Genomic DNA, 22,022 nt, shown 5'->3' with positions numbered 1-22,022 from the left:
CCCCGATGGCCGCGGCTAAGATGGAGGGCATGCCCCTCCAGCCGAAACCGTCGACGTTTCCCGCGATCCGAGGCGCGCTGAAGTTCTACCAGGTGGCCGCGCCGATCACCGGCGTGCTGCTGCTGTCGCTCTGCGCCGAGATGCTGATGAAGTACGCGTTCGGCCTCGAGCTCGAGCTCGGTGGCGCCTACGGCTTCCTCGCCTTCGTCCCGTCCGGGACCGCCACCGCGGTCAACCTGAGCACGGGCATCCTCATCATCCACGGCTGGTTCTACGTCGTGTACCTGTTCGCCGCGTTCCGGCTCTGGAGCCTCATGCGGTGGAACGTCCTGCGTCTGCTCTGGCTCGCGCTCGGCGGCATCATCCCGTTCCTGTCCTTCTTCTTCGAGAGCCGCATCCCGCGGGAAGTGAAGGGCTACCTCTCCGGTCGCGAAGCAGCGGCGGCCGCCGAACCCGTGGAGTCCATGCAGTGAGTGAACCGACCCCCGCCGTCGCGGAGCAGACCGCCGCCCGACCAGTCCTGGTCGTCGACTTCGGCGCACAGTACGCCCAGCTGATCGCCCGACGCGTCCGCGAGGCCGGCGTGTACTCCGAGATCGTGCCGCACACCGTGAGCGCTGCCGAGGTGGCCGCCAAGAACCCTGTCGGCATCGTGCTGTCCGGTGGCCCGTCGAGCGTCTACGAGCCGGGTGCTCCGTCGCTCGACGAGGGCATCCTCGAGCTCGGTGTCCCCACCTTCGGCATCTGCTACGGCTTCCAGGTCATGGCCAAGCAGCTCGGTGGCGAGGTCGCGCACACCGGTCTCCGCGAGTACGGCGCCACCGACGCGACGAGCGTCGTGGACGTCCCGGGCACGCTGCTGCACGGCGTCCCGACCGAGCAGAACGTGTGGATGAGCCACGGCGACTCCGTCTCGAAGGCGCCGGAGGGCTTCGAGGTCCTCGCCTCGACCGCCTCGACCCCGGTCGCGGCGTTCGCCAACGCCGAGCGCGGGCTCTACGGGGTCCAGTGGCACCCGGAGGTCAAGCACTCCGCCTACGGGCAGCAGGTGCTCGAGAACTTCCTGCACCGGGCGGCGGGCATCCCCGCCGACTGGAACAGCGGCAACGTGATCGCCGAGCAGGTCGAGCGCATCCGTGCGCAGGTCGGCGACGCCAAGGTCATCTGCGGGCTGTCCGGCGGTGTCGACTCCGCGGTCGCCGCTGCGCTCGTGCACGAGGCCGTCGGCGACCAGCTCGTCTGCATCTTCGTCGACCACGGACTCCTCCGCAAGGACGAGCGTCGCCAGGTCGAGGAGGACTTCGTCGCCTCGACCGGCGTCCGACTGGTCACGGTCGACGCCCGCGAGCAGTTCCTGTCGGCGCTCGCCGGGGTGAGCGACCCGGAGCAGAAGCGCAAGATCATCGGTCGCGAGTTCATCCGTTCCTTCGAACAGGCGGAGATCGACCTCGTCAAGGAGGCCCAGGACGAAGGGGAGCCCATCCGCTTCCTCGTGCAGGGCACGCTGTACCCGGACGTGGTCGAGTCCGGTGGCGGGTCGGGAACGGCCAACATCAAGAGCCACCACAACGTCGGCGGCTTGCCGGAAGACCTGCAGTTCGAGCTCGTCGAGCCCCTCCGCACCCTGTTCAAGGACGAGGTGCGCGCGATCGGTCGCGAGCTGGGACTGCCCGAGGCGATCGTCGGTCGTCAGCCGTTCCCCGGCCCGGGGCTCGGCATCCGCATCGTCGGTGAGGTCACGGCCGAGCGCCTCGACCTCCTCCGCGACGCCGACGCGATCGCCCGCGAGGAACTCACCGCGGCCGGCCTCGACCAGGAGATCTGGCAGTGCCCGGTCGTCCTCCTCGCAGACGTCCGGTCCGTGGGCGTCCAGGGCGACGGTCGCACCTACGGCCACCCCATCGTCCTCCGCCCGGTGTCCTCAGAAGACGCGATGACCGCCGACTGGACGCGCCTGCCGTACGACGTCCTCGCGCGCATCAGCAACCGCATCACCAACGAGGTGAAGGACGTGAACCGCGTCGTGCTCGACGTCACGTCGAAGCCGCCGGGGACCATCGAGTGGGAGTGATCACTCCCTGATCCACCGGAAGGCCGTCCCGTCTCGGGGCGGCCTTCCGTCGTCTGTCCGTGGCACGACCGTGTGGCACGACGAAGGCCCGCCCCACGATGGGACGGGCCTTCGGCGGAACCGGGCTGCTAGTTGCGCGAGATGGCGAGCAGGCGCAGGATCTCGACGTAGATCCAGATGACCGTGACCATGATGCCGAAGGCGCCGGTCCAGCCGTACTTGGCGGGTGCGCGGTTCTGCACGCCGCGCTGGATGAAGTCGAAGTCGAGCACGAGCGAGTACGCACCCATCAGCACCGCGAAGATGCCGATGACGATCCCGAGCGGGATGCCGAAGATCGTCGCGCCGTACAGCCCGAAGGGGTTGTTGAGGACACCGGTGAACATCAGCACCAGGTTGAGGAGCTGGAAGACGCCGTAGCCGATGATGGCGACGAGGAACACCTTCGTGAGCTTCTTCGAGGCGCGGACCTTGCCGCTCGCGAAGAGTGCGAGGGTCACGCCGACGACGGCGAGGGTCGCGAGGACCGCCTGGACGACGACGCCGGACCAGGCCGGGTTCGCCTCGAAGACGCGCGAGATGCCACCGACGAAGAGGCCCTGGAAGACCGCGTACCCGAGGATGAGCGCGGGGACCGGCTCCTTCTTGAAGGAGTTGACGAGACCGAGGCCGAGGCCGCCGATCATGCCGATGATCATGGGGAGGGCGTAGCCGCTGCCTGCCTGCAGGAGCGAGGTCGTCCACATCCAGGAGATGACGGCGAAGACCACGAGGACGGCGAACGAGCCGAGGGTCTTGACGAGCGTGTTCTCGATCGTCATGCGGTCGGCGGTGCCGACGCCCGCCGGTGCGGTGGGCTGTTCGTACATCTTCTGGAGCTGTTCGGCGGTCAGCGAGGGGTTCGCTGCTTGAGCTGCCTGCAGCGTCCCGCCTCCCTGCTTCGCGAATGCCGGGTTCTTCGAGAACGCGGGATTGTCGAGGGCCATGGCTGATTCCTACTCTCAGTCGTGGAGGCTGTGTCGCGCCAAGCGGCGCTGCTGGCACCCAGAGTATCCGAGTTCCCTTTGAATCAGCCGGATCGGGCCTGGAAAGGTCTGGACGCCGACGGATGTTCGCCGCCAGCTGACAGCCGGCACCCGGCCAGGCCGCCTGATCCTCGCCCTAGGCTGATCGCGTGCGCATCGACTCCTTGCCCAGCCCGCTCGTGATCGGACACCGTGGAGCGCCGGGGTATCGCCCGGAGCACACCGAGGCGTCCTACCGACTCGCCTTCGCCCTGGGCGCCGACGCCGTCGAACCCGACCTCGTCGCGTCGAAGGACGGCGTGCTCGTGGTGCGCCACGAGAACGAGATCTCGGGGACGACGGACGTCGCTTCGAGGCCGGACTTCGCCGATCGGCGGACCACGAAGACCATCGACGGCGATCAGCTGACCGGGTGGTTCACGGAGGACTTCACCTGGGCCGAACTGTCGACGCTGACCGCCCGCGAGCGCATCCCCGCTCTGCGTCCTGGCAGTGCCGACCACGACGGGACGTCGCCCATCCTCCGGTTCACCGATCTCGTCGCCATCGTCCGCGACGCCGCCCGAGAGCACGGGCGCCCGCTCGGGATCGTCGCGGAGGTGAAGCACGCGACCCATTTCGCGTCCGTCGGGCTGCCACTCGACCGGTTGCTCGCCGATGCGCTCGACACGACCGGCTTCGGCGCGGACGCCGCCGCCGAACCGCTCATCGTCGAATCGTTCGAGCAGTCCGTGCTCACGGCCGTGCAGCGGCGTGACGTGCGAGCGGAGTTCGTCTACCTCCTCGAACGGTCCGGCAGGCCGAGCGATCTGGTGGCGCGACTGGGGGAAGCCGCTCCCACGTACGCCGACGCCATGACCGATGCCGGGCTCGCGACGCTCGCGGGCGAGGTCGACGCCATCAGCGTCGACAAGGCACTGCTGATCGATCTGGACGCGGCCGACGGCCCCTGCCCGACCGATCTCGTGCAGCGCGCGCACGCGGCCGGCCTCCGGGTCTACACCTGGACGCTCCGACCGGAGAACCGCTTCCTCGCGCCGCCGTTCCGCTCGGGGGAGGACCCTGCCGCGTTCGGCGACTGGCGGGCGGAGTTCGCCCTGGTGCTCTCGACGGGCGTCGACGGGGTCTTCGTCGACCACGCCGACCTCGGTGCGGCCGCCCGCTCGGCCCTCCCTGCTCGGCGGGAGCACTGACGCCCCGGCGTCCGGGGCGGGCCGATGTCGGAGGCAGCGCCTAGACTTGCAGGCGATATGGCGAGCACTCCTTCTTCGAACGCCGACGCCGTCCAACCGGTGATCGTCGACTGGCCCACAGCGTCCATCCCCGGGACGCCCTCAGACGAGCATGCCGCCGGGAGTCGTCTCCTCGACGGACTCAACCCGCAGCAGCGGATCGCCGTCGAGTACCGGGGGCAGGCGCTGCTCATCGTCGCGGGCGCCGGCTCTGGCAAGACGAGCGTGCTCACGCGACGGATCGCCCTGCTGCTGGAGCAGCGCGAGGCCTGGCCCAGCCAGATCCTCGCCATCACCTTCACGAACAAGGCCGCAGCCGAGATGCGTGAGCGCGTCGAGGCGCTCGTCGGCCAGGCCGCCCAGGGGATGTGGATCTCGACCTTCCACTCCGCCTGCGTCCGCATCCTCCGTCGGGAGGCGGAACACTTCGGGTTCACGAAGAACTTCACGATCTACGACAGCGGCGACCAGCGCGCTCTGCTGAAGCGCATCATCAAGGAGCTCGAGGCCGACGCCTACGGGTTCACACCGTCGAACACCTCGGCCAAGATCTCGAAGCTGAAGAACGAGCTCTCCGACGTCGAGTCGTACTCGCGCACGATCAACACGAACGATCCGCAGGAACTCGTGTTCCTGCAGATCTTCCGCAAGTACACCCGGGCGCTCGCCGACGCGAACGCCTTCGACTTCGACGACCTCATCAGCCAGACCGTCTTCCTGTTCCGAGCGTTCCCGCACGTCGCCGCGCAGTACCAGCAGCGGTTCCGGCACATCCTCGTCGACGAGTACCAGGACACGAACCACGCCCAGTACTCGCTCATCCGCGAACTCACCCGTGCACCCGCCGCCGGCTCGGACCACCTGGCCATCGCGCAGGCGGACGGCGCCTCGCTCACGGTCGTCGGCGACTCGGACCAGTCCATCTACGCGTTCCGTGGCGCGGACATCCGGAACATCACCGAGTTCGAGCGGGACTTCCCGGGAGCGAAGGTCGTCCTCCTCGAGCAGAACTACCGCTCCACCCAGAACATCCTCTCGGCGGCGAACGCGGTCATCTCCAACAACTTCGACCGCAAGGACAAGAAGCTGTGGACGGCCGTGGGCGACGGCGAGAAGATCGTCGGGTTCACCGGCTACTCCGGGCACGACGAGGCGCAGTTCATCGCCGACGAGATCGAGAAGCTCCGGAACGGCGGCACGGCGTACAGCGACATCGCGGTCTTCTACCGCACCAACGCCCAGACCCGTGCGCTCGAGGAGATCTTCATCCGGGCGGCGCTGCCCTATCGGATCATGGGTGGCACCAAGTTCTACGAACGAGCGGAGATCAAGGACGCACTGGCGTACCTCGTCTCCGTCGCGAACCCCGCCGACATCATGGCGCTGCGGCGCATCCTCAACACCCCGAAGCGCGGCATCGGTCCGGCGACGGAGACGGCGCTCGCGAGCTTCGCCGAGAACAACGGCGTCACCTTCCGCGAGGCGATGCGGCGCGCCGACGCGCTCGGGCTCGGCCCGAAGGTCACGAGCGCGATCCTGCAGCTGTCCGCGCTGCTCGACGAGGCGCAGGCCGCGCTCGACGACGCCGCGGCGGCCGACCGCCCCACCGCGTCGGCGACCGCCGTCGGCGACGTCCTGGCCCTCCTCATGACGAAGAGCGGCTACCTCGACTCCCTGCGCAACAGCCGCGATCCGCAGGACGAGGCACGTGCCGAGAACGTCGACGAGCTCGTCGCTGTCACCAAGGAGTTCGCGAAGAACAACCCGGACGGCGGCATTGTGGACTTCCTCACCGAGGTCTCGCTCGTCGCTGCCGCCGACGACCTCGACGACGCGACCGGAAGCGTCTCCCTCATGACGCTCCACACGGCGAAGGGGTTGGAGTACGACGCGGTCTTCCTGACCGGCATCGAGGAGGACCTGCTCCCGCACCGGATGTCGGCGAGTGAACCCGGCGGCCCGGCGGAGGAGCGTCGTCTGTTCTACGTCGGCATCACCCGCGCCAGGAAGCGTCTCTACCTGTCGCTCGCGATGACCAGGGCACAATACGGCGAGACCGCCGTCGCGATGCCCAGTCGCTACCTCCAGGAGATCCCGGCCGACCTCATCGAGTGGCGGCAGTCGCCAGGCAACGTCAACGGCCGCGGTGGAACGCAGTCGCGCGCGCTCAATGCGCGCCGCGCCCCGTCGAGCGACCGCTGGTCGGTCCGGTCCCTGCCCGAGGGGGCGTCCGCCGGCGACACCCGGTTCTCCGGCGGGTCGAGCAAGCCGGAGACGGCCTGGGCGAACCGCATCACGGCGAAGGTCCGCGACAACGGCGACCTCGAACTCGTCCCCGGCGACCGGATCTCCCACGCGGACTTCGGCGTGGGGCGCGTGAACGCGGTCACGGGGGAGGGCGCGAAGCGCATCGCCCACGTACAGTTCGAGTCGGCCGGAGCGAAGAAGCTGCTGATCAAGATCGCCCCCATCGAGAAGGTGGACTGAGCCGGGCGACGGCGTTCGTCCAACGCTCCTCACGGGTTCCCCGGGCCGGGTGGAGCATCTAGGCTCATTCATCATGGGTCTGTTCTCCAAGCGCAACGCGTCCGATGCCCGATCCGCAGCTGCGGAAGCCGAGACCTCGGCTCCTGAGGCCGAGGCGGCTCCCGAAGCCGAGGCCCCGGAAGCCGTTCCGCACGTCTCCATCTCGGTGACGACGGTCAACTCCGCCGCTCGGACCCCGGAGGCCCCCGTGTCGGTGCCGGCCACTCCGGCCGCGGCCCCCGCTCCGACGCCCCCCGCCGGCGAACCGGACACGAACGTGGACCTGGCCCAGGCGCTCACCGCCTTGGCGGAGGGTGGCGACGAGCGCGCCATGATGCACGTGCTGCGGCAGAGCATCCAGGGCAAGCTGCTGCTCTCCACGAGTCTCGACGGTGTCTCGGAGGAGGACAAGGCCGCGGGCCGTGTCCCACTCGGCGTCCACCGCGACGCCGAGGGCGCCGTGTACCTCCTCGCCTTCACCTCTGCTCGTGAGCTCGAGAAGACGCGGACGGCAGAGGGGCCCGTGACCGGGGTCGCGGTGGACGCGGTGTGGGCGCTGCGTCAGGCGTCCGGCGAAGGGTACGCCGGGATCGTCCTGAACCCGGCCGACGGCAAGGCGAGCGCCGTCGTCCCGAAGACGCTCATCGTGCGCCTGTTCGGGGACGGCCGCAACAACGACCCGGCGAAGCAGGCACTCGCCCAGCCTCGCGACGCCGACGCCCTCCAGCGACTGGTCGCGGCGCTCGCCGCGCACGGCGGCTTCGTCGCCGGACGAGCGGAGGTCGACGAGGACGGCAACCGCAAGACGATCGGCATCGCCGAGACCCGGCTCGGTGACCGCCGGCTCCTCGAGGTCTTCACCGCGCCGATCGAGATCGCGGCGCTCGGGCGAGGCGACGACGCGTACCCCGTCACGGCCGCGGAACTCGCAGCAGCGCTCCGCAGCGACGAAGGCATCACCGGGATCATCGTGAACCCGGCCGCACCGTGGCTGGACGTCGACCGCGCTCAGCTCGCGCCGCTCCTCGACGTCCGCTGACGTCACCGGCGGTCCGGGCCGGCGTCGAACGCCGCCGGAGTGCGACGAGCGCGCCGCCGAGGCCGAGGGCGAGCGTGGCCGCCGTCGCGGCGAGGATGAGCGACCGGTCGTCGGTGCCGGTCTCGGCGAGACGGTGCTCGGTGATCTCCGGGACGGGCGGTGAGACGACCCGCGTGGTCTCGGCGGCGACACCGAACGCCGACCGCCAGGGGCGGATCATGGCGCCACCCTGCTCCGGAGCCGTGTCGGTCGGTTCGATCCGTTCGACCCAGACGTAGTAGCCGTCCTCGGGGACGATGCAGGACGGCGTGGTGTAGTCGCCGGGGCCCGCGTCGACGACGGTCTCCACCTCGCAGACGAGGGGAGCGCCGAGTGGCGCCTCGGGTGCTTCGACCGGCTGCTCGCCGAACGGCCCGAGCAGCTGGCTCCGGACGGTCACCGGGATGGGCGCGTAGGGCCCACCCTCCGGACCGAAGACGCCCCACTCCGAGGAGAGCCCGGCGTCCGTCGCGATCCCGACCGACAGGTGGTCGACGATCTCGGTTCCGGGTGCGGCGGTGGCGTGCGAGGTGGTCGTGACGACGACCGGCTGGAACGGCAGGGGCGTGGTCCGCTCGCGGTCCGCGCTCGCCTCGGCGGTGACGGTGATCGGACGAGCGACGAGGACGCTCTGCACGTGGTCGGCGCTGCGGGCGATGGTCATGCCGCCCCCGTAGGGCAGCTCACCGTAGCCGACGGTCGCCGAGAAGGAGACGACGGCCGAGTCGGTGCTCGGCACGATCCGGTGGCCTTCACCGTTCCCGACGGTCTTGACCGAGGTGCCGTCCTCGAAGGTCGCGCCGTCGAGCGTGATCGTCCCGGTGTGGGTCCCCGGCGGCAGGGTGGTCGTCCCGGACGAGACGAAGTCGACGGCCAGCTCGGAACGGACCACGTCGAAGCCGTCCGCGCCACGGTCGAGGTACAGCTCGGCGCTCGCACCGCGACTCGCGCCGCCCGGGCCGTCCGCCTCGGCCAGCATCCGGTGCGCGAGCGCCAGCACGTACTCGGCGCTCGCGCCGGCCCGGGAGGCGATCTGCGCCGGCGTGTAGCCGTTCATACCGGTGATCATCCAGGTGGCGAGTTGGCCGGCAGCCGCCTCGTCGGCGTTCTGGCTCGCTCCCCAGTGTCGGGACAGGTAGGCGAGGCGAGCGGCGTCCTCGGGCTTGAACCAGCCGAGCGAGTCCCCGTCGACGTATTCGTAGCTGTGGCCAGGGGGGATCGGGAGGTCGAGGTTGATGCAGAACCCGACCGTACCGTCGTCGAACGCCCAGGATCCGAGCCAACGGCCGTCCGAGGCCGCTCGATGGCCGTAGGCGGCGCCGGTCGCGGCGAGAGCCGAGGCAGCGGTCGCGCCGCCGAACACGATCGCCAGCAGCATCGTGAGGAGGATCGGGACGGCCAGCAGGAGTCGGGTGCGGGGTCTGCGGGGCAGACGGGTTCGGAGGGGGAGGGCAGGAGTTGTCATGTGCCCATGGTGGGAAACGGCCGGGCCCAGCGTCGTCGATCGGGCGCCGGATGTGGAGGCGACGCGTTCGGGAGCGCCCTGTGGAGCGGTCTGCGTCAGCGGGAGGCGACGGCCTGCCCGGCCTGTTCACGCGCTCGCATCGTCCGGAGGTACCAGGTCGAGGGAGCCGCCCTGACCCACCTCGGCAAGCGGGGCCAGACGAGCCTGGCGACCTGCAACCTCCGGTCGAACCGGCGCTGCTGGACCGGGGTCCAGCGGAAGCCGTAGGCGGTTCGGAGCGTGGTCGGCAGGAGCCCGGCCGTGACGAGGCGGACGAGCGGGAGCAGTGCCCGCACCAGGGGAGGTGCCGCCCGAGCGGTCAAGAGCTGGACGGACACGGCGCGGGCCTCGGGGGTCACGTGGAGGTCCGCGAGCCGTGCCTGGAAGTACTCGTCGAAGGCCGCACGGGTGGCCGGCCACCGCTCGGCGGGGAGCTGCAGGCTCGTCCCGACGATCGCGTACTCACGGTGCAACCGCTCGCGTGATCCGTCGTCGAGCGGGCCGAAGACGAGCTCGTACACCTGGACCGCGGTGTCGTACAGCGTGGCCGCCACCCAGAGTTGTGCGTCGGCGTCGAAGGCCGAGTAGGCGGGTGCCGGGTCGTCCTCCGACGACCGGACCGGCGCATGTGCGCGGTTCACGCGACGTGCGACGAGGCGCTGCTCCTCGGGGGTCCCGAGCGCGAGCGCGTAGACGAAGGTGAGTGTCGCGTGCAGCCGGTCGAGGGGACGTGCGTCGAAGTCGCTGTGACGCGCCACCCCGGCGGCGACCGCCGGATCGGCGATCTGCAACAGGATGGCGCGGCCCGCACCGGCGACGAGGATGCCCTCGCGCGCCAGGTCCGCCATCCCGGTCATGGAACCGACCCTAGTCGTTCACGGTGAACGTCCGGCTGCGGACGAGCGCTGGGGGTAGAGTCGTCACTGGCCCTTTTTCTCTCGCCGCCGAGATAACGCGCGGCCGAAAATCGCCACGACAATCACAGCAGAACGCGCGAAGCGCGGATGGGAATGACACGTGGATCTTTACGAGTATCAGGCACGAGACCTGTTCGAACAGTACGAGGTTCCGGTCCTCGCCGGCATCATCGCCGACACCCCGGACGAGGTGCGGGCAGCGGCCGAGCGTCTCGGCGGCGTCGTCGTCGTCAAGGCGCAGGTGAAGGTCGGAGGCCGCGGCAAGGCCGGCGGCGTCAAGGTCGCCAAGACCCCCGACGAGGCGTACGAGGCGGCCAAGGCCATCCTCGGTCTCGACATCAAGGGCCACGTCGTCAAGCGCGTCATGGTCGCAGCCGGTGCGCGGATCGCGCAGGAGTTCTACTTCTCCGTGCTGCTCGACCGCGCCAACCGCTCCTACCTGTCGCTCACGAGCGTCGAGGGTGGCATGGAGATCGAGCAGCTCGCGGTCGAGAAGCCCGAGGCGCTCGCGCGCATCGAGGTCGACCCGCTGACGGGCGTCGACAAGGCTGCGGCGGTCGCGATCGCGAAGGCCGCGAACTTCCCCGAGGAGCTCGTCGACCAGGTCTCCGACGTCTTCGTGAAGCTCTACGACGTCTACAAGGGTGAGGACGCGACGCTCGTCGAGGTCAACCCGCTCGTCCTCACGGAAGAGGGCCGCATCGTCGCCCTCGACGGCAAGGTGTCGCTCGACGAGAACGCCGCGTTCCGTCACCCGAACCACGCCGCCCTCGAGGACACCGCCGCCGAGGACCCCCTGGAACTCAAGGCCAAGGAGAACGACCTCAACTACGTCAAGCTCGACGGTGAGGTCGGCATCATCGGCAACGGTGCGGGCCTCGTCATGTCCACGCTCGACGTCGTCGCCTACGCGGGCGAGCAGCACGGCGGCGTGAAGCCGGCCAACTTCCTCGACATCGGCGGTGGAGCATCGGCCGAGGTCATGGCCGCCGGCCTCGACGTCATCCTCGGTGACGCGCAGGTCAAGAGCGTGTTCGTGAACGTGTTCGGTGGCATCACCGCGTGCGACGCGGTCGCGAACGGCATCGTGAAGGCGCTCGAGATCCTCGGCGACACCGCGACCAAGCCGCTCGTGGTCCGCCTCGACGGCAACAAGGTCGAGGAAGGCCGCGAGATTCTCCGCGCAGCCGCCCACCCGCTCATCACGCTCGCCGCAACCATGGACGAAGGCGCCGACAAGGCCGCCGAGCTGGCTTCGAAGTAAGGGATCGCACACGCATGTCAATCTTCCTCAACAAGGACTCCAAGGTCATCGTCCAGGGCATCACCGGCGGTGAGGGCACCAAGCACACGGCGCTCATGCTGAAGGCCGGCACCCAGGTCGTCGGTGGCGTCAACGCCCGCAAGGCCGGCACCACCGTGACCCACGACGGCGGCGTCGAGCTGCCCGTGTTCGGCACGGTCACCGAGGCCATCGCCGAGACCGGCGCGGACGTGTCGATCGCCTTCGTGCCGCCGGCGTTCACCAAGGACGCGGTCATCGAGGCCATCGACGCCGAGATCCCGCTGCTCGTCATCATCACCGAGGGCGTCCCGGTCGGCGACTCCGCCGAGTTCTGGGCCTACGCCCAGTCCAAGGGCTCGAAGACCCGCATCATCGGCCCGAACTGCCCCGGCATCATCACGCCGGGCGAGTCGCTCGTCGGCATCACGCCGGCGAACATCGCGGGCAAGGGACCCATCGGCCTCGTGTCGAAGTCGGGCACCCTGACGTACCAGATGATGTACGAGCTGCGCGAGATCGGCTTCTCGACCGCGATCGGCATCGGCGGCGACCCGATCATCGGGACGACGCACATCGACGCGCTCGCCGCGTTCGAGGCCGACCCCGAGACCAAGGCGATCGTCATGATCGGCGAGATCGGCGGCGACGCCGAGGAGCGCGCGGCCGACTTCATCAAGGCGAACGTCACCAAGCCGGTCGTCGGTTACGTCGCGGGCTTCACCGCCCCGGAGGGCAAGACCATGGGCCACGCCGGCGCCATCGTCTCGGGCTCCGCAGGCACCGCGCAGGCGAAGAAGGAGGCCCTCGAGGCCGCCGGCGTCAAGGTCGGCAAGACGCCGAGCGAGACCGCCGACCTCATGCGCGAGATCATCGCCTCGCTGTAGCGACGCACGCATCACCAGCACCCACGACGCGGCGCCCGATCCGGGCGTCGCGTCGCGGCGTTCCGGGCCTCGCCCACCGTGTGCCTGACGTTCGGGGTGCACCGCGCCGGGTAGGGTCGGAGGCGCATGAAACGTCTGACCGTCGCCCTCCTCGCCGCCCTCGATGCCACGCTCGCCGTGGCCATCGGCATCGGTGTCGCACTCGTCCCCTTGCTCGCCCTGTGGGCGCTGTACTTCCAGCTCGAGGTCGATCCGGCCGCGCTGTGGCGCGGGGCGGTCGACATCTGGACGCTCGGCAACGGCTCGAGCATGCGCATCACCCTCGACACCGAGCTCGTCACCCAGCTCGGGCTACCGCTCGGGATGGAACCCTTCCTCGTCTCGCTCGCACCGCTCGCCTTCACGATCGGCACGGTCCTGTTCGGGGTGCGCACGGGGATGCGCGCCGCCCGCAGCACCTGGTGGCAGGGCGCCGTCGTCGTGTCCGTGCTGGTGTTCGCCGTCCTGGCGTTCCTCGTGACCCTCACCGCCCTCCACCCGGCCGTCCGACCGTCGATCGTCCAGGGCACACTCGCCCCGACCGTCCGGTTCGCGCTCGGCGTCGTCGTCGCCGCCCTGTGGGTGCGGTTCCGCGAGCAGGATGCGGCCGACCCGATCCTCGACGGCCTCCGCGCCACCCTCGACCGGCTGCCGGCCGGCGCGTGGCCGATGATCGTCACCTCGCTCCGAGGCGGGGCGCTCGCCGCGTCCGCGCTGCTCGCGGTGTCCGCCGTCCTGACGGCCGTCCTCATCGCCGCGGGCTATGGCGCCATCATCTCCCTGCACGAGAGCGCGCAGTACGGCGTCCTGGGTGGCGCGATCGTGACCGGCGCCGAGCTGTTGTACCTCCCGAACCTCGTCATCTGGGCGATGAGCTGGATCACCGGCGGCGGGTTCGCCATCGGCAGCGGGACCGCCGTGTCCCCGATCGGCACGCTCGTGGGCAGCATGCCGGCCGTCCCGGTGCTCGGCGCCATCCCGACGGGGGAGAGCCCGTTCGGGTTCGCGGTGCTCGTCGTCCCGGTGGTCATCGGCTTCGCCGCGGCGGTCGTGCTGCGACGGCGCCTGCTCGTCGACCTCGACGGGCGGGACGGCCTCGCACGACTGGCCGTCGTCGGCCTCGGCATCGGCGTGACGGCGGGTGTCGTCGTCGGCGTCCTCGCTGCGATCTCGGCGGGCGCCGCCGGCCCGGGCCGCCTCGTGGAGGTCGGCCCGAACGGGTGGGTCACCGGCCTGTGGGCCACGCTCTCCGTCGGGATCGCCGCGGTGATCGGCATGGCCGCCGGTCCGACGCGTCTGGCCGAGGAGGACCGCCTCCCGGAGCTGCAGGTCCGCCCGAGCGTCCGGAACGCCCGCGACCGATAGGATGCTCTGGTGCTGTCACTCGTCGTGCTGATCTCCGGTGGCGGATCCAATCTCCGCGCCCTCCTCGAAGCTTCACGCGACGCGGACTTCCCCGCCCGGGTCGTCGCCGTCGGTGCCGATCGCGAGGCGGACGGCCTTGCCCACGCCGAGGAGTTCGGCATCCCCTCGTTCACCGTCCCGTACTCCTCGTTCGACTCCCGAGCGGAGTGGGGAGCGGCGCTCCTCGAGCAGATCCGCGTCTGGAGTCCTGACGTCCTCGTGCTCAGCGGGCTCATGCGCCTGCTCCCGCCGGTCGTCGTCGACGCCCTCTCACCTCGCATCATCAACACCCACCCCGCGTACCTGCCGGAGTTCCCGGGCGCCCACGGCGTCCGCGACGCGCTCGCCGCCGGCGCCACGCAGACGGGTGCGTCGATCATCGTCGTCGACAACGGTGTCGACGCGGGGCCCATCATCTCGCAGGAGCGCGTGCCGATCATGCCGGACGACACCGAGCACCGCCTGCACGAGCGCATCAAGCCCGTCGAGCGGCGACTGCTCGTCCAGGCCGTCCGCGACCTCGCCACCGGAACCATCGACCTCGAGGCGCTCTCCACGGCGTCCCGCCCGCCAGCAGAAGGAGCACCCCAGTCATGAGCGGTCCCAGTCACGACCACAGCCTCTACCGCGAACGCGACGTCGTCCCCGTGCGTCGTGCGCTCGTCTCCGTCAGCGACAAGACCGGTCTGCTCGAGCTCGCGGGTGCGCTCGCCGCCGCCGGGGTGGAGATCGTCTCGACCGGGTCGACGGCTGCCACCATCCGGAGTGCCGGGCACGAGGTGACCGACGTCTCGGAGGTGACCGGGTTCCCCGAGTCGCTCGACGGCCGCGTCAAGACGCTCCACCCCTCGGTGCACGCCGGTCTGCTCGCCGACCTGCGGCTCGAGTCCCACGAGGCCCAGCTGGCGGAACTCGGCATCGAGGCGTTCCAGCTCGTGGTCGTGAACCTGTACCCCTTCGTCGAGACCGTCGCGAGCGGCGCGGTCGGCGACGACGTCGTCGAGCAGATCGACATCGGCGGACCGGCGATGGTGCGCGCGTCGGCGAAGAACCACGCGAACGTCGCCATCGTGGTCTCGCCCGAACGGTACGGACTGATCGTCGACGCGGTCGGAGCCGGCGGGACGACGCTGGCGCAGCGACGCTCCCTCGCCGCTGAGGCCTTCGAGCACACCGCCTCCTACGACGCTGCGGTCTCGGCCTGGTTCGCGAGCACGGAGACGGCCGAGGGCGAGGCCTTCCCGAGTACCCTGACCGTCACCGGTCGCCGCGAGACGGTGCTGCGCTACGGCGAGAACTCGCACCAGGCCGCGGCCCTCTACGTCCGTCCCGGCGGCGCGGGCATCGCCCAGGCCACGCAGCTGCACGGCAAGGAGATGTCGTACAACAACTACGTCGACGCCGACGCTGCGGTCCGTGCCGCGTACGACTTCGCCAACCCGGCCGTCGCCATCATCAAGCACGCCAACCCCTGCGGGATCGCGTTCGCGAACCCGAAGGCGCCCGACCCGATCGCGTCCGCCCATCGTCGCGCACACGAGTGCGACCCGGTGTCGGCGTTCGGCGGGGTCATCGCCGCCAACCGTGTCGTCACGCTCGGCATGGCCGAGACGGTGAAGGAGATCTTCACCGAGGTACTCGTCGCCCCCGGTTTCGAGGACGCCGCGCTCGAGGTGTTGAAGACGAAGAAGAACCTGCGTCTGCTGCAGCTGCCCGACGGGTTCACGCGTGAAGCACACGAGGTCCGTCAGATCTCCGGCGGCCTGCTGTACCAGGACGCCGACCGCTTCGCCGACGACCCCCAGGACACCGCCAAGGGCTGGACGCTCGTCACGGGTGAACCGGCGGACGACGACACCCTGCTCGACCTCATCTTCGCCTGGAAGGCGTGCCGTTCGGTGAAGTCGAACGGCATCCTGCTCGCCAAGGGCAGCGCGAGTGTCGGCGTGGGTATGGGTCAGGTCAACCGCGTCGACTCCTGCCACCTCGCCGTGAGCCGGGCGGGTGACCGCGCAGCGGGTTCCGTCGCCGCGTCGGACGCCTTCTTCCCCTTCGCCGACGGTCTGCAGGTCCTGCTCGACGCCGGTGTGCGGGCGGTCGTGCAGCCGGGCGGTTCCGTCCGTGACGAGGAGGTCATCGCCGCTGCGCAGGCAGCCGGCGTGACCATGTACTTCACGGGGGAACGTCACTTCTTCCACTAGACCGGCGGGTGCTCCTCGGCGGAATCCGAGCGAGCTCCTGGTCATCTCCCAGCGGCGTCGGGCCTTCGTGGCCCGGCGCCGCTGCGTCGTTCCGCTACGGTTGTCGGATGACTGCCACCTGGAGCCGCAAACTCATCGCATCCGCCGCCGCCGCCGTCGCGACCATCGTCGTCGGCTTCCTGGGGGTCATGTTCGTCACCTTCGTCGGCTACCAGTTCGCCGGGACGATCTTCGCCCAGGCGAGTCCGTACTTCTTCGAGAGCACGATCATCACCTTCGTGCTGCTCCTCATCGTCGGCGTCGTCGGCCTGTACCGGTTCCGGCTCCTGGCCCTCCTCGGCGGAGCGGCGCTCGCCGTCATCGGCGCGCTCCTCGGCCTCATCGTGCAGGTCGCGACGACGGGTCAGCCCGTCAACAGCACCGTGCTCGGCAGCATCGTCGCCACGCTGATCAGCCTCAACCTCGTCTTCGTCGTCGTCATCGCCCTGTCCGCGGCATTCATCGGATACCCCGTCTACCGGATGGTCATCCGGACGCAGGACGCCGTGCTCGACGAAGGTCGACGCATCGCACTCGTCCGCATGCCCGCCTCCAACCTCGCCGAGGGGCTCGTCACGCACCAGGAACGCGCCACGATCGACACCGAGCTCGCCGACCAGCAGTGGGACGCCTACGTCGCCGCGCTCGACGCCGCGGGTTGGGACACCACCGAGGTGTCCTGGGCCGACCAGCTCGCCGATTCCGTCTTCATCGAGGACACCGTGGTCGTCGTCGGCGACCTCGCCATCGTGACCCGTCCCGGCGCCGAGAGCCGTCGTCCGGAGATCGTCGCCGCCGAGACCACCGCGCGTGAACTCGGCCTCCGCATCCACCGCATCGAGGGTGACGGCACCCTGGAGGGCGGCGACGTCCTGCAGGTGGGGACCACCGTGTACGTCGGACGCAGCGGCCGCACGAACGCCGAGGGTGTGCGCCAGCTTCGGAACATCCTCGCTCCGAGCGGCTTCGACGTCGTCGCCGTCCCCGTCACGAAGGCACTGCACCTGAAGTCGACGGTCACCGCGCTGCCCGACGGCACCGTCCTCGTCCACCCCGACCTCGTCGACGACCCGTCCTTCTTCGGCCGACACCTGGTCGTCCCCGAGCGCGAGGGCGTCGCGGTCGTCGAGCTCGCCGACGACACGGTGCTGATCTCGGCAGCCGCGCCGAAGACGGCCGCGTTGCTCGAGGACCGCGGCTACACCGTGGTGCAGGTCGACATCAGCGAGTTCGAGAAGCTCGAGGGTTGCGTCACCTGCCTGTCCGTGCGGGTCAGCTGAGCCGATCGTGGAACAGCAGGCTGGAGCGCGGGGTGGACGGGATCTGAACCGGAGGGCCGTCGCGCAGCGTCTGGACATCCCTCTGGAGATGGCCAGGCACCATGGGATCCCGCCGTTCTGGTCTGCGGAGCAGCTCGCCGCGTTCGAAGCCGATCCTCCCGCATGGTACGTGCAGTCCCGTGCCAACCGGACGGGCAAGCGGCCGGTCTGGGTCGAACTGCGGTGCACGATCTGCGGCACCAGCGAGACGCTCCGTCCGAAGAAGTGGTGGCCGGAGTTCTCGATGGTGAGCTGTTCCTGGCACGGGGCTGACGAGTTGCCGCCGGTCCCCGAGGGATCGCGTCGGCGCGAGATCGACGGCATCGGGGCCTTCGTCGGCATCGTCGACGAGCCGGCGTCCTGACGACGGGACCGACCGACCCCATGCGTGCAAGCGCATGGATCCCTTGCAGTCGGGCGTCGTCCTCCCATAGTCTGGTCTGCTGCGCCGACCCTCGTTCCTCGTGATTGGCGCCGCCCGCGTTCGAGTGCGACCTGTGCACCCGGCCCGCGGCTCTCGCCCCACAGGATGAGGAGGATGCCATGACGCTCTCGAACCAGGACGCTCCAGCGCTGACGGTCGACCGTGCCCGTTCCGCCTCGAGCCGCCGAGCCGCCGCCAGAGCAGCCTCCGGGCCAGCCGTGACGGACGCCGTCGCACCGCACTAGTACCCGGCAGTCCGCCACACCATGCCGTCCGGCACCGTCCGGACCCGTCACCGGATGCTGCGATCCCGCAGAGCGACCTCGCCGTCCGGCTGTTCCACGACCATTGTTCCGTCGGCGTTCGACGTCGCCGACTCTCTCGCAAGGATTCCCCGCAATGACTCCGCTCGGCGACGACCGCCGTCCTGTCCAACCGCGTCAGAGCACCTTCCGTGCCCTCATGCGGATCTACCCCTACGCGAAGACGGCCATGCCGCGGATCGTGCTCGGCATGGTCGCCGCGCTCGTGGCCGGCCTCGTCGCGCTCGCCATCCCGCTCGTGCTGCAGGCGCTCGTCGACGGTCCGCTCTCGAGTGGTGACTCCTCGCAGATCTGGCCGGCGGTCATCGTGGTGCTCGCGCTCGGTGTCCTCGAAGCGGTCATGATCGCCCTGCGCCGCTGGTTCGTCCTGACCCCCGGCACGCACGTCGAGGCCCGCATGCGGAACGCGCTCTTCGCGAAGCTGCAGGACCTGCCGGTGACCTTCCACGACCGTTGGCAGAGCGGGCAGTTGCTCTCGCGTGCGGTCAGCGACCTCGGTCTCATCCGCCGGTGGATCTCCTTCGGCTTCGTCCTGCTCATCGTGAACGGCGTGACCATCATCGTCGGCGCCGTCATCCTGTTCACGTGGAACTGGCTCCTCGGCCTCATCTTCATCGCTCTCGCGATCCCCGTGTGGATCTTCGGATTCACCTTCGAGGGGCGCTACTCGGTGATCGCGAGGCGCAGCCAGGACCAGGCGGGCGACCTCGCGACCGCGGTCGAGGAGTCCGTGCACGGCATCCGCGTGCTGAAGGCCTTCGGGCGCGGCAAGCACGCGCTGCAGCGCTTCACCTCCCGTGCGGAGGACCTGCGTGGGACGGAGATCGAGAAGGCGAAGGCGATCGCCGGCATCTGGTTCTGGCTCGTACTGCTGCCGGACATCGCGTTCGCGCTCTGCCTGTTGGCGGGGGTCTGGCTGGCGTCCATCGGCGAACTCACCGTCGGTCAGCTGTTCGCCTTCTTCGCGACGGCGACGATCCTGCGGTTCCCGATCGAGTCGGTCGGCTTCCTGCTGGCCATGACCTTCGACACGCGATCGGCGACGGACCGGTACTTCGACGTGCTGGACTCGGTCAACACGATCACCGACCCTGAACATCCCGAGCACCTCGCCGACCCCGTGGGCGAGCTTGTGTTCGAGGACGTGCACTTCCGGTACGAGGACGCACCAGCGCGTGAGCGTGACGTCGTCGACGGCGTGCAGTTGCGCCTGGAACCGGGAGAGACCATGGCCCTCGTCGGGTTGACCGGCTCCGGCAAGTCGACCATCACCGCCCTGACCACGCGGCTGTACGACGTGACCGGAGGGCGCATCCTGCTCGACGGCATCGACGTCCGAGCGCTCACCCGTGAGGAACTGCGTCGCCACATCGCGATGGCGTTCGAGGACGCGACGCTCTTCTCGGCGAGCGTCAAGGAGAACGTGCTGCTCGGACGTGACGACCTGGACCTCGACTCGCCCGAAGCCGAGCGGGTCCTCCGCGAGGCACTCGACATCGCGCAGGCGGGGTTCGTGGACGAACTGCCGGACGGCGTCGAGACGACCGTGGGGGAGGAGGGGCTCAGCCTCTCCGGTGGCCAGCGACAGCGGCTGGCGCTGGCGCGCGCGGTCGCCGCCCGCCCGGCTGTCCTCGTCCTCGACGACCCGCTGTCGGCGCTCGACGTCGACACGGAGGCGCTCGTGGAGGCGGCCCTGCGACGGGTCCTCGCGTCGACGACGGCGCTCATCGTCGCCCATCGCCCGAGCACCGTCATGCTCGCCGACCGCGTCGCGCTCCTCCAGGACGGACGCATCACCGCCGTGGGCCGCCACAGCGACCTCCTCCGGGAGAACGACCATTACCGCTATGTGATCTCGAGTCTCGAAGCAGACGAACGCGAGACGATCCGACAGGAGGTGAACCTGTGAGCCAGGAACAGACGGTCCACGGGGTTCGGGGCGAGGAGCGCGACGACCTGACCCGTGCCGAGTCCGCACAGATCAGACGACGTTCGCTGCGACTGCTCGGTTCCCTCATGGCGCCGCTGCGCTGGCGCGTGGTCGCGGCCATGACGATCGTCATCGTCTCGACGGCCGCGCAGGTGGCCGGCCCCGCGTTGATCGCGCTCGGCATCGACCGGGCGCTGCCCGCGATCCTCGAGCGCGCCGACTGGATGCCGGCGTTCCTCGTCGTCGGGGCGTACCTGCTGACGGGGGCCGTCGGGGCGACGCTCATCTCCTGGTACACCGTGCTGGCGGCGCGGATCAGCCAGGCGATCCTCATCGACCTCCGCAAGCGGGTGTTCCTGCAGACGCAGCGGTTGAGCCTCGACTTCCACGAGAACTACACCTCCGGGCGGATCATCTCGCGGCAGACGAGCGACCTCGACTCCATCCGTGAGCTCCTCGACTCGGGCATCAACCAGCTGGTGTCCGGCGTGCTCTACATGGGCTTCACGGCCGTGGCGCTCGTCCTCGTCGACTGGGTCAGCGGATTGGTGCTCCTCGGCGCGCTCATCCCGTTGACCGTGCTCACCCGCTGGTTCCAGATCCGATCGCAGAAGCTGTTCCGTGAGTCGCGGGTGGCGTCCGCCAAGCTCATCGTCTTCTTCGTGGAGGCGATGACGGGCATCCGTGCGGTGAAGGCGTTCCGCAAGGAGCGGCGCAACGAGCAGACCTTCGGCGCGACCGTGGAGCACTACCGCACGGTCAACGCCCGGGTCATCCAGCTGTTCGGGGTGTTCGACCCCGGACTGGTGTTCATCGGCAACCTCTCCGTCGCGGTCGTCCTGCTCGTGGGCGGGTTCCGTGTCGCTGACGGCCAGTTGGCGATCGGTGCCTTGCTCGCGGCGCTGCTGTACACCCGTCGGTTCTTCGACCCGATGGAGGAGATGGCGATGTTCTACAACTCCTACCAGTCGGCCGCGGCGGCGCTCGAGAAGATCTCCGGCGTCCTCGAGGAACGTCCGAGCGTGCCCGACCCCGTGGCGCCCGTCGACCTCTGGGCCTCGAAGGGCCGGATCACCTTCGACGACGTGACGTTCGCATACGCGGCGGACCGCGTCATCCTGCCGAGCTTCGACCTCGAGATCCCCGCAGGGCAGACCATCGCCCTCGTCGGGACCACGGGTGCCGGCAAGTCGACGCTCGCGAAACTCGTGAGCCGGTTCTACGACCCGTCCGAGGGTGCCGTCCGCCTCGACGGCGTGGACCTGCGCGAGCTGCACCCGAAGGACCTCCGCCGTGCCATCGTCATGGTCACGCAGGAGGCGTACCTGTTCTCCGGCTCCGTGGCGGAGAACATCGCCCTCGGCAAGCCCGACGCGAGCTTCGAGGAGATCCGGGCAGCGGCCAGGGCCGTCGGCGCGGACACCTTCATCGAGGCCCTGCCGGACGGTTACGACACCGACGTGAACAAGCGTGGCGGACGCGTGTCGGCCGGGCAGCGGCAGTTGTTGTCCTTCGCGCGGGCGTTCCTCGCGGATCCGGCCGTGCTCATCCTCGACGAGGCGACGGCGTCGCTCGACATCCCGAGCGAGCGACTCGTGCAGGAGGCGCTGCAGACGCTGCTCGCCGACCGGACGGCGATCATCATCGCGCACCGCCTCTCGACCGTCGCGATCGCCGACCGGGTGCTCGTGATGGAGTACGGGCGGATCGTCGAGGACGGTGCGCCGGCCGACCTCATCGGCGGGACCGGCCGCTTCGCCGCGATGCACGCCGCCTGGCGCTCCTCCCTCGGCTGACGGGTGCGCTGGGGTGTGGTGCCCG

At 69.8% G+C, this 22,022-nt stretch carries 18 protein-coding genes; 15 read left to right on the top strand and 3 right to left on the bottom strand.

Annotation, left to right across the window (positions count from 1 at the left end):
• Window positions 1–29 precede the first annotated feature (29 nt).
• Together ASE44_RS07780 and guaA are read left to right on the top strand one after the other, a co-directional pair.
• Window positions 30–473, top strand: coding sequence for a DUF3817 domain-containing protein (locus tag ASE44_RS07780; protein ID WP_056778703.1), 444 nt, complete (start codon window positions 30–32; stop codon window positions 471–473).
• The gene (gene guaA, locus ASE44_RS07775) at window positions 470–2,071 is read left to right on the top strand and encodes a glutamine-hydrolyzing GMP synthase (RefSeq protein ID WP_056008015.1); all 1,602 of its coding nucleotides are present in this window, start codon (window positions 470–472) and stop codon (window positions 2,069–2,071) included. Before ASE44_RS07780 ends, guaA begins: the two co-directional genes overlap by 4 nt.
• A gap of 128 nt (window positions 2,072–2,199) precedes the next feature.
• Here the strand turns inward: guaA and ASE44_RS07770 are convergent, their stop codons facing one another.
• Window positions 2,200–3,057, bottom strand: coding sequence for a Bax inhibitor-1/YccA family protein (locus tag ASE44_RS07770; RefSeq protein WP_056008012.1), 858 nt, complete (start codon window positions 3,055–3,057; stop codon window positions 2,200–2,202).
• A gap of 194 nt (window positions 3,058–3,251) precedes the next feature.
• On the opposite strand from ASE44_RS07770, the gene ASE44_RS07765 reads away from it, so the two are divergent.
• The 3 genes from ASE44_RS07765 (at window position 3,252) to ASE44_RS07755 (ending at window position 7,893) form a co-directional block, all read left to right on the top strand.
• Window positions 3,252–4,289 (top strand): glycerophosphodiester phosphodiesterase family protein, encoded by a 1,038-nt coding sequence (locus tag ASE44_RS07765; RefSeq protein WP_157579988.1) that lies wholly within the window; start codon window positions 3,252–3,254, stop codon window positions 4,287–4,289.
• Window positions 4,290–4,346: 57 nt separating this feature from the next.
• A complete protein-coding gene (locus ASE44_RS07760) occupies window positions 4,347–6,815 on the top strand; it encodes an ATP-dependent helicase (RefSeq protein WP_056778699.1) in 2,469 nt (822 codons plus the stop codon).
• A gap of 73 nt (window positions 6,816–6,888) precedes the next feature.
• Window positions 6,889–7,893: an SseB family protein gene (locus ASE44_RS07755; protein WP_056778697.1), complete on the top strand. Its 1,005-nt coding sequence runs from the start codon at window positions 6,889–6,891 to the stop codon at window positions 7,891–7,893.
• Here ASE44_RS07755 and ASE44_RS07750 read toward each other — a convergent pair.
• Entirely contained in the window at window positions 7,820–9,397 is a 1,578-nt protein-coding gene (locus ASE44_RS07750; protein WP_157579820.1) for a hypothetical protein, read from the bottom strand. The genes ASE44_RS07755 and ASE44_RS07750 overlap by 74 nt on opposite strands.
• A 95-nt stretch (window positions 9,398–9,492) precedes the next feature.
• Window positions 9,493–10,293: an oxygenase MpaB family protein gene (locus ASE44_RS07745; protein ID WP_056778685.1), complete on the bottom strand. Its 801-nt coding sequence runs from the start codon at window positions 10,291–10,293 to the stop codon at window positions 9,493–9,495.
• Window positions 10,294–10,453: 160 nt separating this feature from the next.
• Here ASE44_RS07745 and sucC point away from each other — a divergent pair, with 160 nt between their 5' ends.
• The 10 genes from sucC to ASE44_RS07700 all read left to right on the top strand — a co-directional run bounded on the left by sucC (window position 10,454) and on the right by ASE44_RS07700 (window position 21,997).
• Complete coding sequence (gene sucC / locus ASE44_RS07740; protein ID WP_056778683.1) at window positions 10,454–11,617, top strand: ADP-forming succinate--CoA ligase subunit beta; 1,164 nt, start codon at window positions 10,454–10,456, stop codon at window positions 11,615–11,617.
• A gap of 14 nt (window positions 11,618–11,631) precedes the next feature.
• On the top strand, window positions 11,632–12,522 hold the full coding sequence (gene sucD, locus ASE44_RS07735) for a succinate--CoA ligase subunit alpha (RefSeq protein WP_056778681.1): 891 nt from the start codon (window positions 11,632–11,634) through the stop codon (window positions 12,520–12,522).
• 126 nt (window positions 12,523–12,648) lie between these two features.
• Window positions 12,649–13,926 carry a DUF6350 family protein gene (locus tag ASE44_RS07730; protein ID WP_056778680.1) on the top strand — a complete coding sequence of 426 codons (1,278 nt, stop codon included), beginning with the start codon at window positions 12,649–12,651 and terminating at the stop codon, window positions 13,924–13,926.
• Window positions 13,927–13,935: 9 nt separating this feature from the next.
• The gene (purN, locus tag ASE44_RS07725; protein WP_056007988.1) at window positions 13,936–14,562 is read left to right on the top strand and encodes a phosphoribosylglycinamide formyltransferase; all 627 of its coding nucleotides are present in this window, start codon (window positions 13,936–13,938) and stop codon (window positions 14,560–14,562) included.
• A complete protein-coding gene (purH, locus tag ASE44_RS07720; RefSeq protein ID WP_056778678.1) occupies window positions 14,559–16,166 on the top strand; it encodes a bifunctional phosphoribosylaminoimidazolecarboxamide formyltransferase/IMP cyclohydrolase in 1,608 nt (535 codons plus the stop codon). The genes purN and purH overlap by 4 nt, the downstream gene beginning before the upstream one ends.
• Window positions 16,167–16,273: 107 nt before the next feature.
• Window positions 16,274–17,485, top strand: a complete 1,212-nt coding sequence (gene ddaH / locus ASE44_RS07715; protein ID WP_056778677.1) for a dimethylargininase — start codon at window positions 16,274–16,276, stop codon at window positions 17,483–17,485.
• Window positions 17,486–17,573: 88 nt separating this feature from the next.
• The gene (locus tag ASE44_RS07710; RefSeq protein ID WP_056007979.1) at window positions 17,574–17,888 is read left to right on the top strand and encodes a hypothetical protein; all 315 of its coding nucleotides are present in this window, start codon (window positions 17,574–17,576) and stop codon (window positions 17,886–17,888) included.
• Window positions 17,889–18,067: 179 nt separating this feature from the next.
• The gene (locus tag ASE44_RS19040; RefSeq protein WP_255353620.1) at window positions 18,068–18,193 is read left to right on the top strand and encodes a hypothetical protein; all 126 of its coding nucleotides are present in this window, start codon (window positions 18,068–18,070) and stop codon (window positions 18,191–18,193) included.
• Window positions 18,194–18,347: 154 nt separating this feature from the next.
• On the top strand, window positions 18,348–20,180 hold the full coding sequence (locus ASE44_RS07705) for an ABC transporter ATP-binding protein (protein WP_056778674.1): 1,833 nt from the start codon (window positions 18,348–18,350) through the stop codon (window positions 20,178–20,180).
• Window positions 20,177–21,997, top strand: a complete 1,821-nt coding sequence (locus ASE44_RS07700) for an ABC transporter ATP-binding protein (protein WP_056007973.1) — start codon at window positions 20,177–20,179, stop codon at window positions 21,995–21,997. Before ASE44_RS07705 ends, ASE44_RS07700 begins: the two co-directional genes overlap by 4 nt.
• Window positions 21,998–22,022 lie beyond the last annotated feature (25 nt).

This window comes from Plantibacter sp. Leaf1, from assembly GCF_001421315.1.
Classification (GTDB): domain Bacteria; phylum Actinomycetota; class Actinomycetes; order Actinomycetales; family Microbacteriaceae; genus Plantibacter.
This window is presented reverse-complemented; position numbering and strand designations above follow the sequence as displayed.

Coding starts and splice junctions, on each gene's coding strand:
- ASE44_RS07730 (WP_056778680.1), top strand. CDS start 12,649: ATGAAACGTCTGACCGTCGCCCTCCTCGCCGCCCTCGATGCCACGCTC.
- ASE44_RS07755 (WP_056778697.1), top strand. CDS start 6,889: ATGGGTCTGTTCTCCAAGCGCAACGCGTCCGATGCCCGATCCGCAGCT.
- ASE44_RS07760 (WP_056778699.1), top strand. CDS start 4,347: ATGGCGAGCACTCCTTCTTCGAACGCCGACGCCGTCCAACCGGTGATC.
- sucD (WP_056778681.1), top strand. CDS start 11,632: ATGTCAATCTTCCTCAACAAGGACTCCAAGGTCATCGTCCAGGGCATC.
- ASE44_RS07710 (WP_056007979.1), top strand. CDS start 17,574: ATGGCCAGGCACCATGGGATCCCGCCGTTCTGGTCTGCGGAGCAGCTC.
- ddaH (WP_056778677.1), top strand. CDS start 16,274: ATGACTGCCACCTGGAGCCGCAAACTCATCGCATCCGCCGCCGCCGCC.
- ASE44_RS07745 (WP_056778685.1), bottom strand. CDS start 10,293: ATGACCGGGATGGCGGACCTGGCGCGCGAGGGCATCCTCGTCGCCGGT.
- ASE44_RS07705 (WP_056778674.1), top strand. CDS start 18,348: ATGACTCCGCTCGGCGACGACCGCCGTCCTGTCCAACCGCGTCAGAGC.
- ASE44_RS07770 (WP_056008012.1), bottom strand. CDS start 3,057: ATGGCCCTCGACAATCCCGCGTTCTCGAAGAACCCGGCATTCGCGAAG.
- ASE44_RS07780 (WP_056778703.1), top strand. CDS start 30: ATGCCCCTCCAGCCGAAACCGTCGACGTTTCCCGCGATCCGAGGCGCG.
- purH (WP_056778678.1), top strand. CDS start 14,559: ATGAGCGGTCCCAGTCACGACCACAGCCTCTACCGCGAACGCGACGTC.
- ASE44_RS19040 (WP_255353620.1), top strand. CDS start 18,068: ATGACGCTCTCGAACCAGGACGCTCCAGCGCTGACGGTCGACCGTGCC.
- ASE44_RS07750 (WP_157579820.1), bottom strand. CDS start 9,397: ATGACAACTCCTGCCCTCCCCCTCCGAACCCGTCTGCCCCGCAGACCC.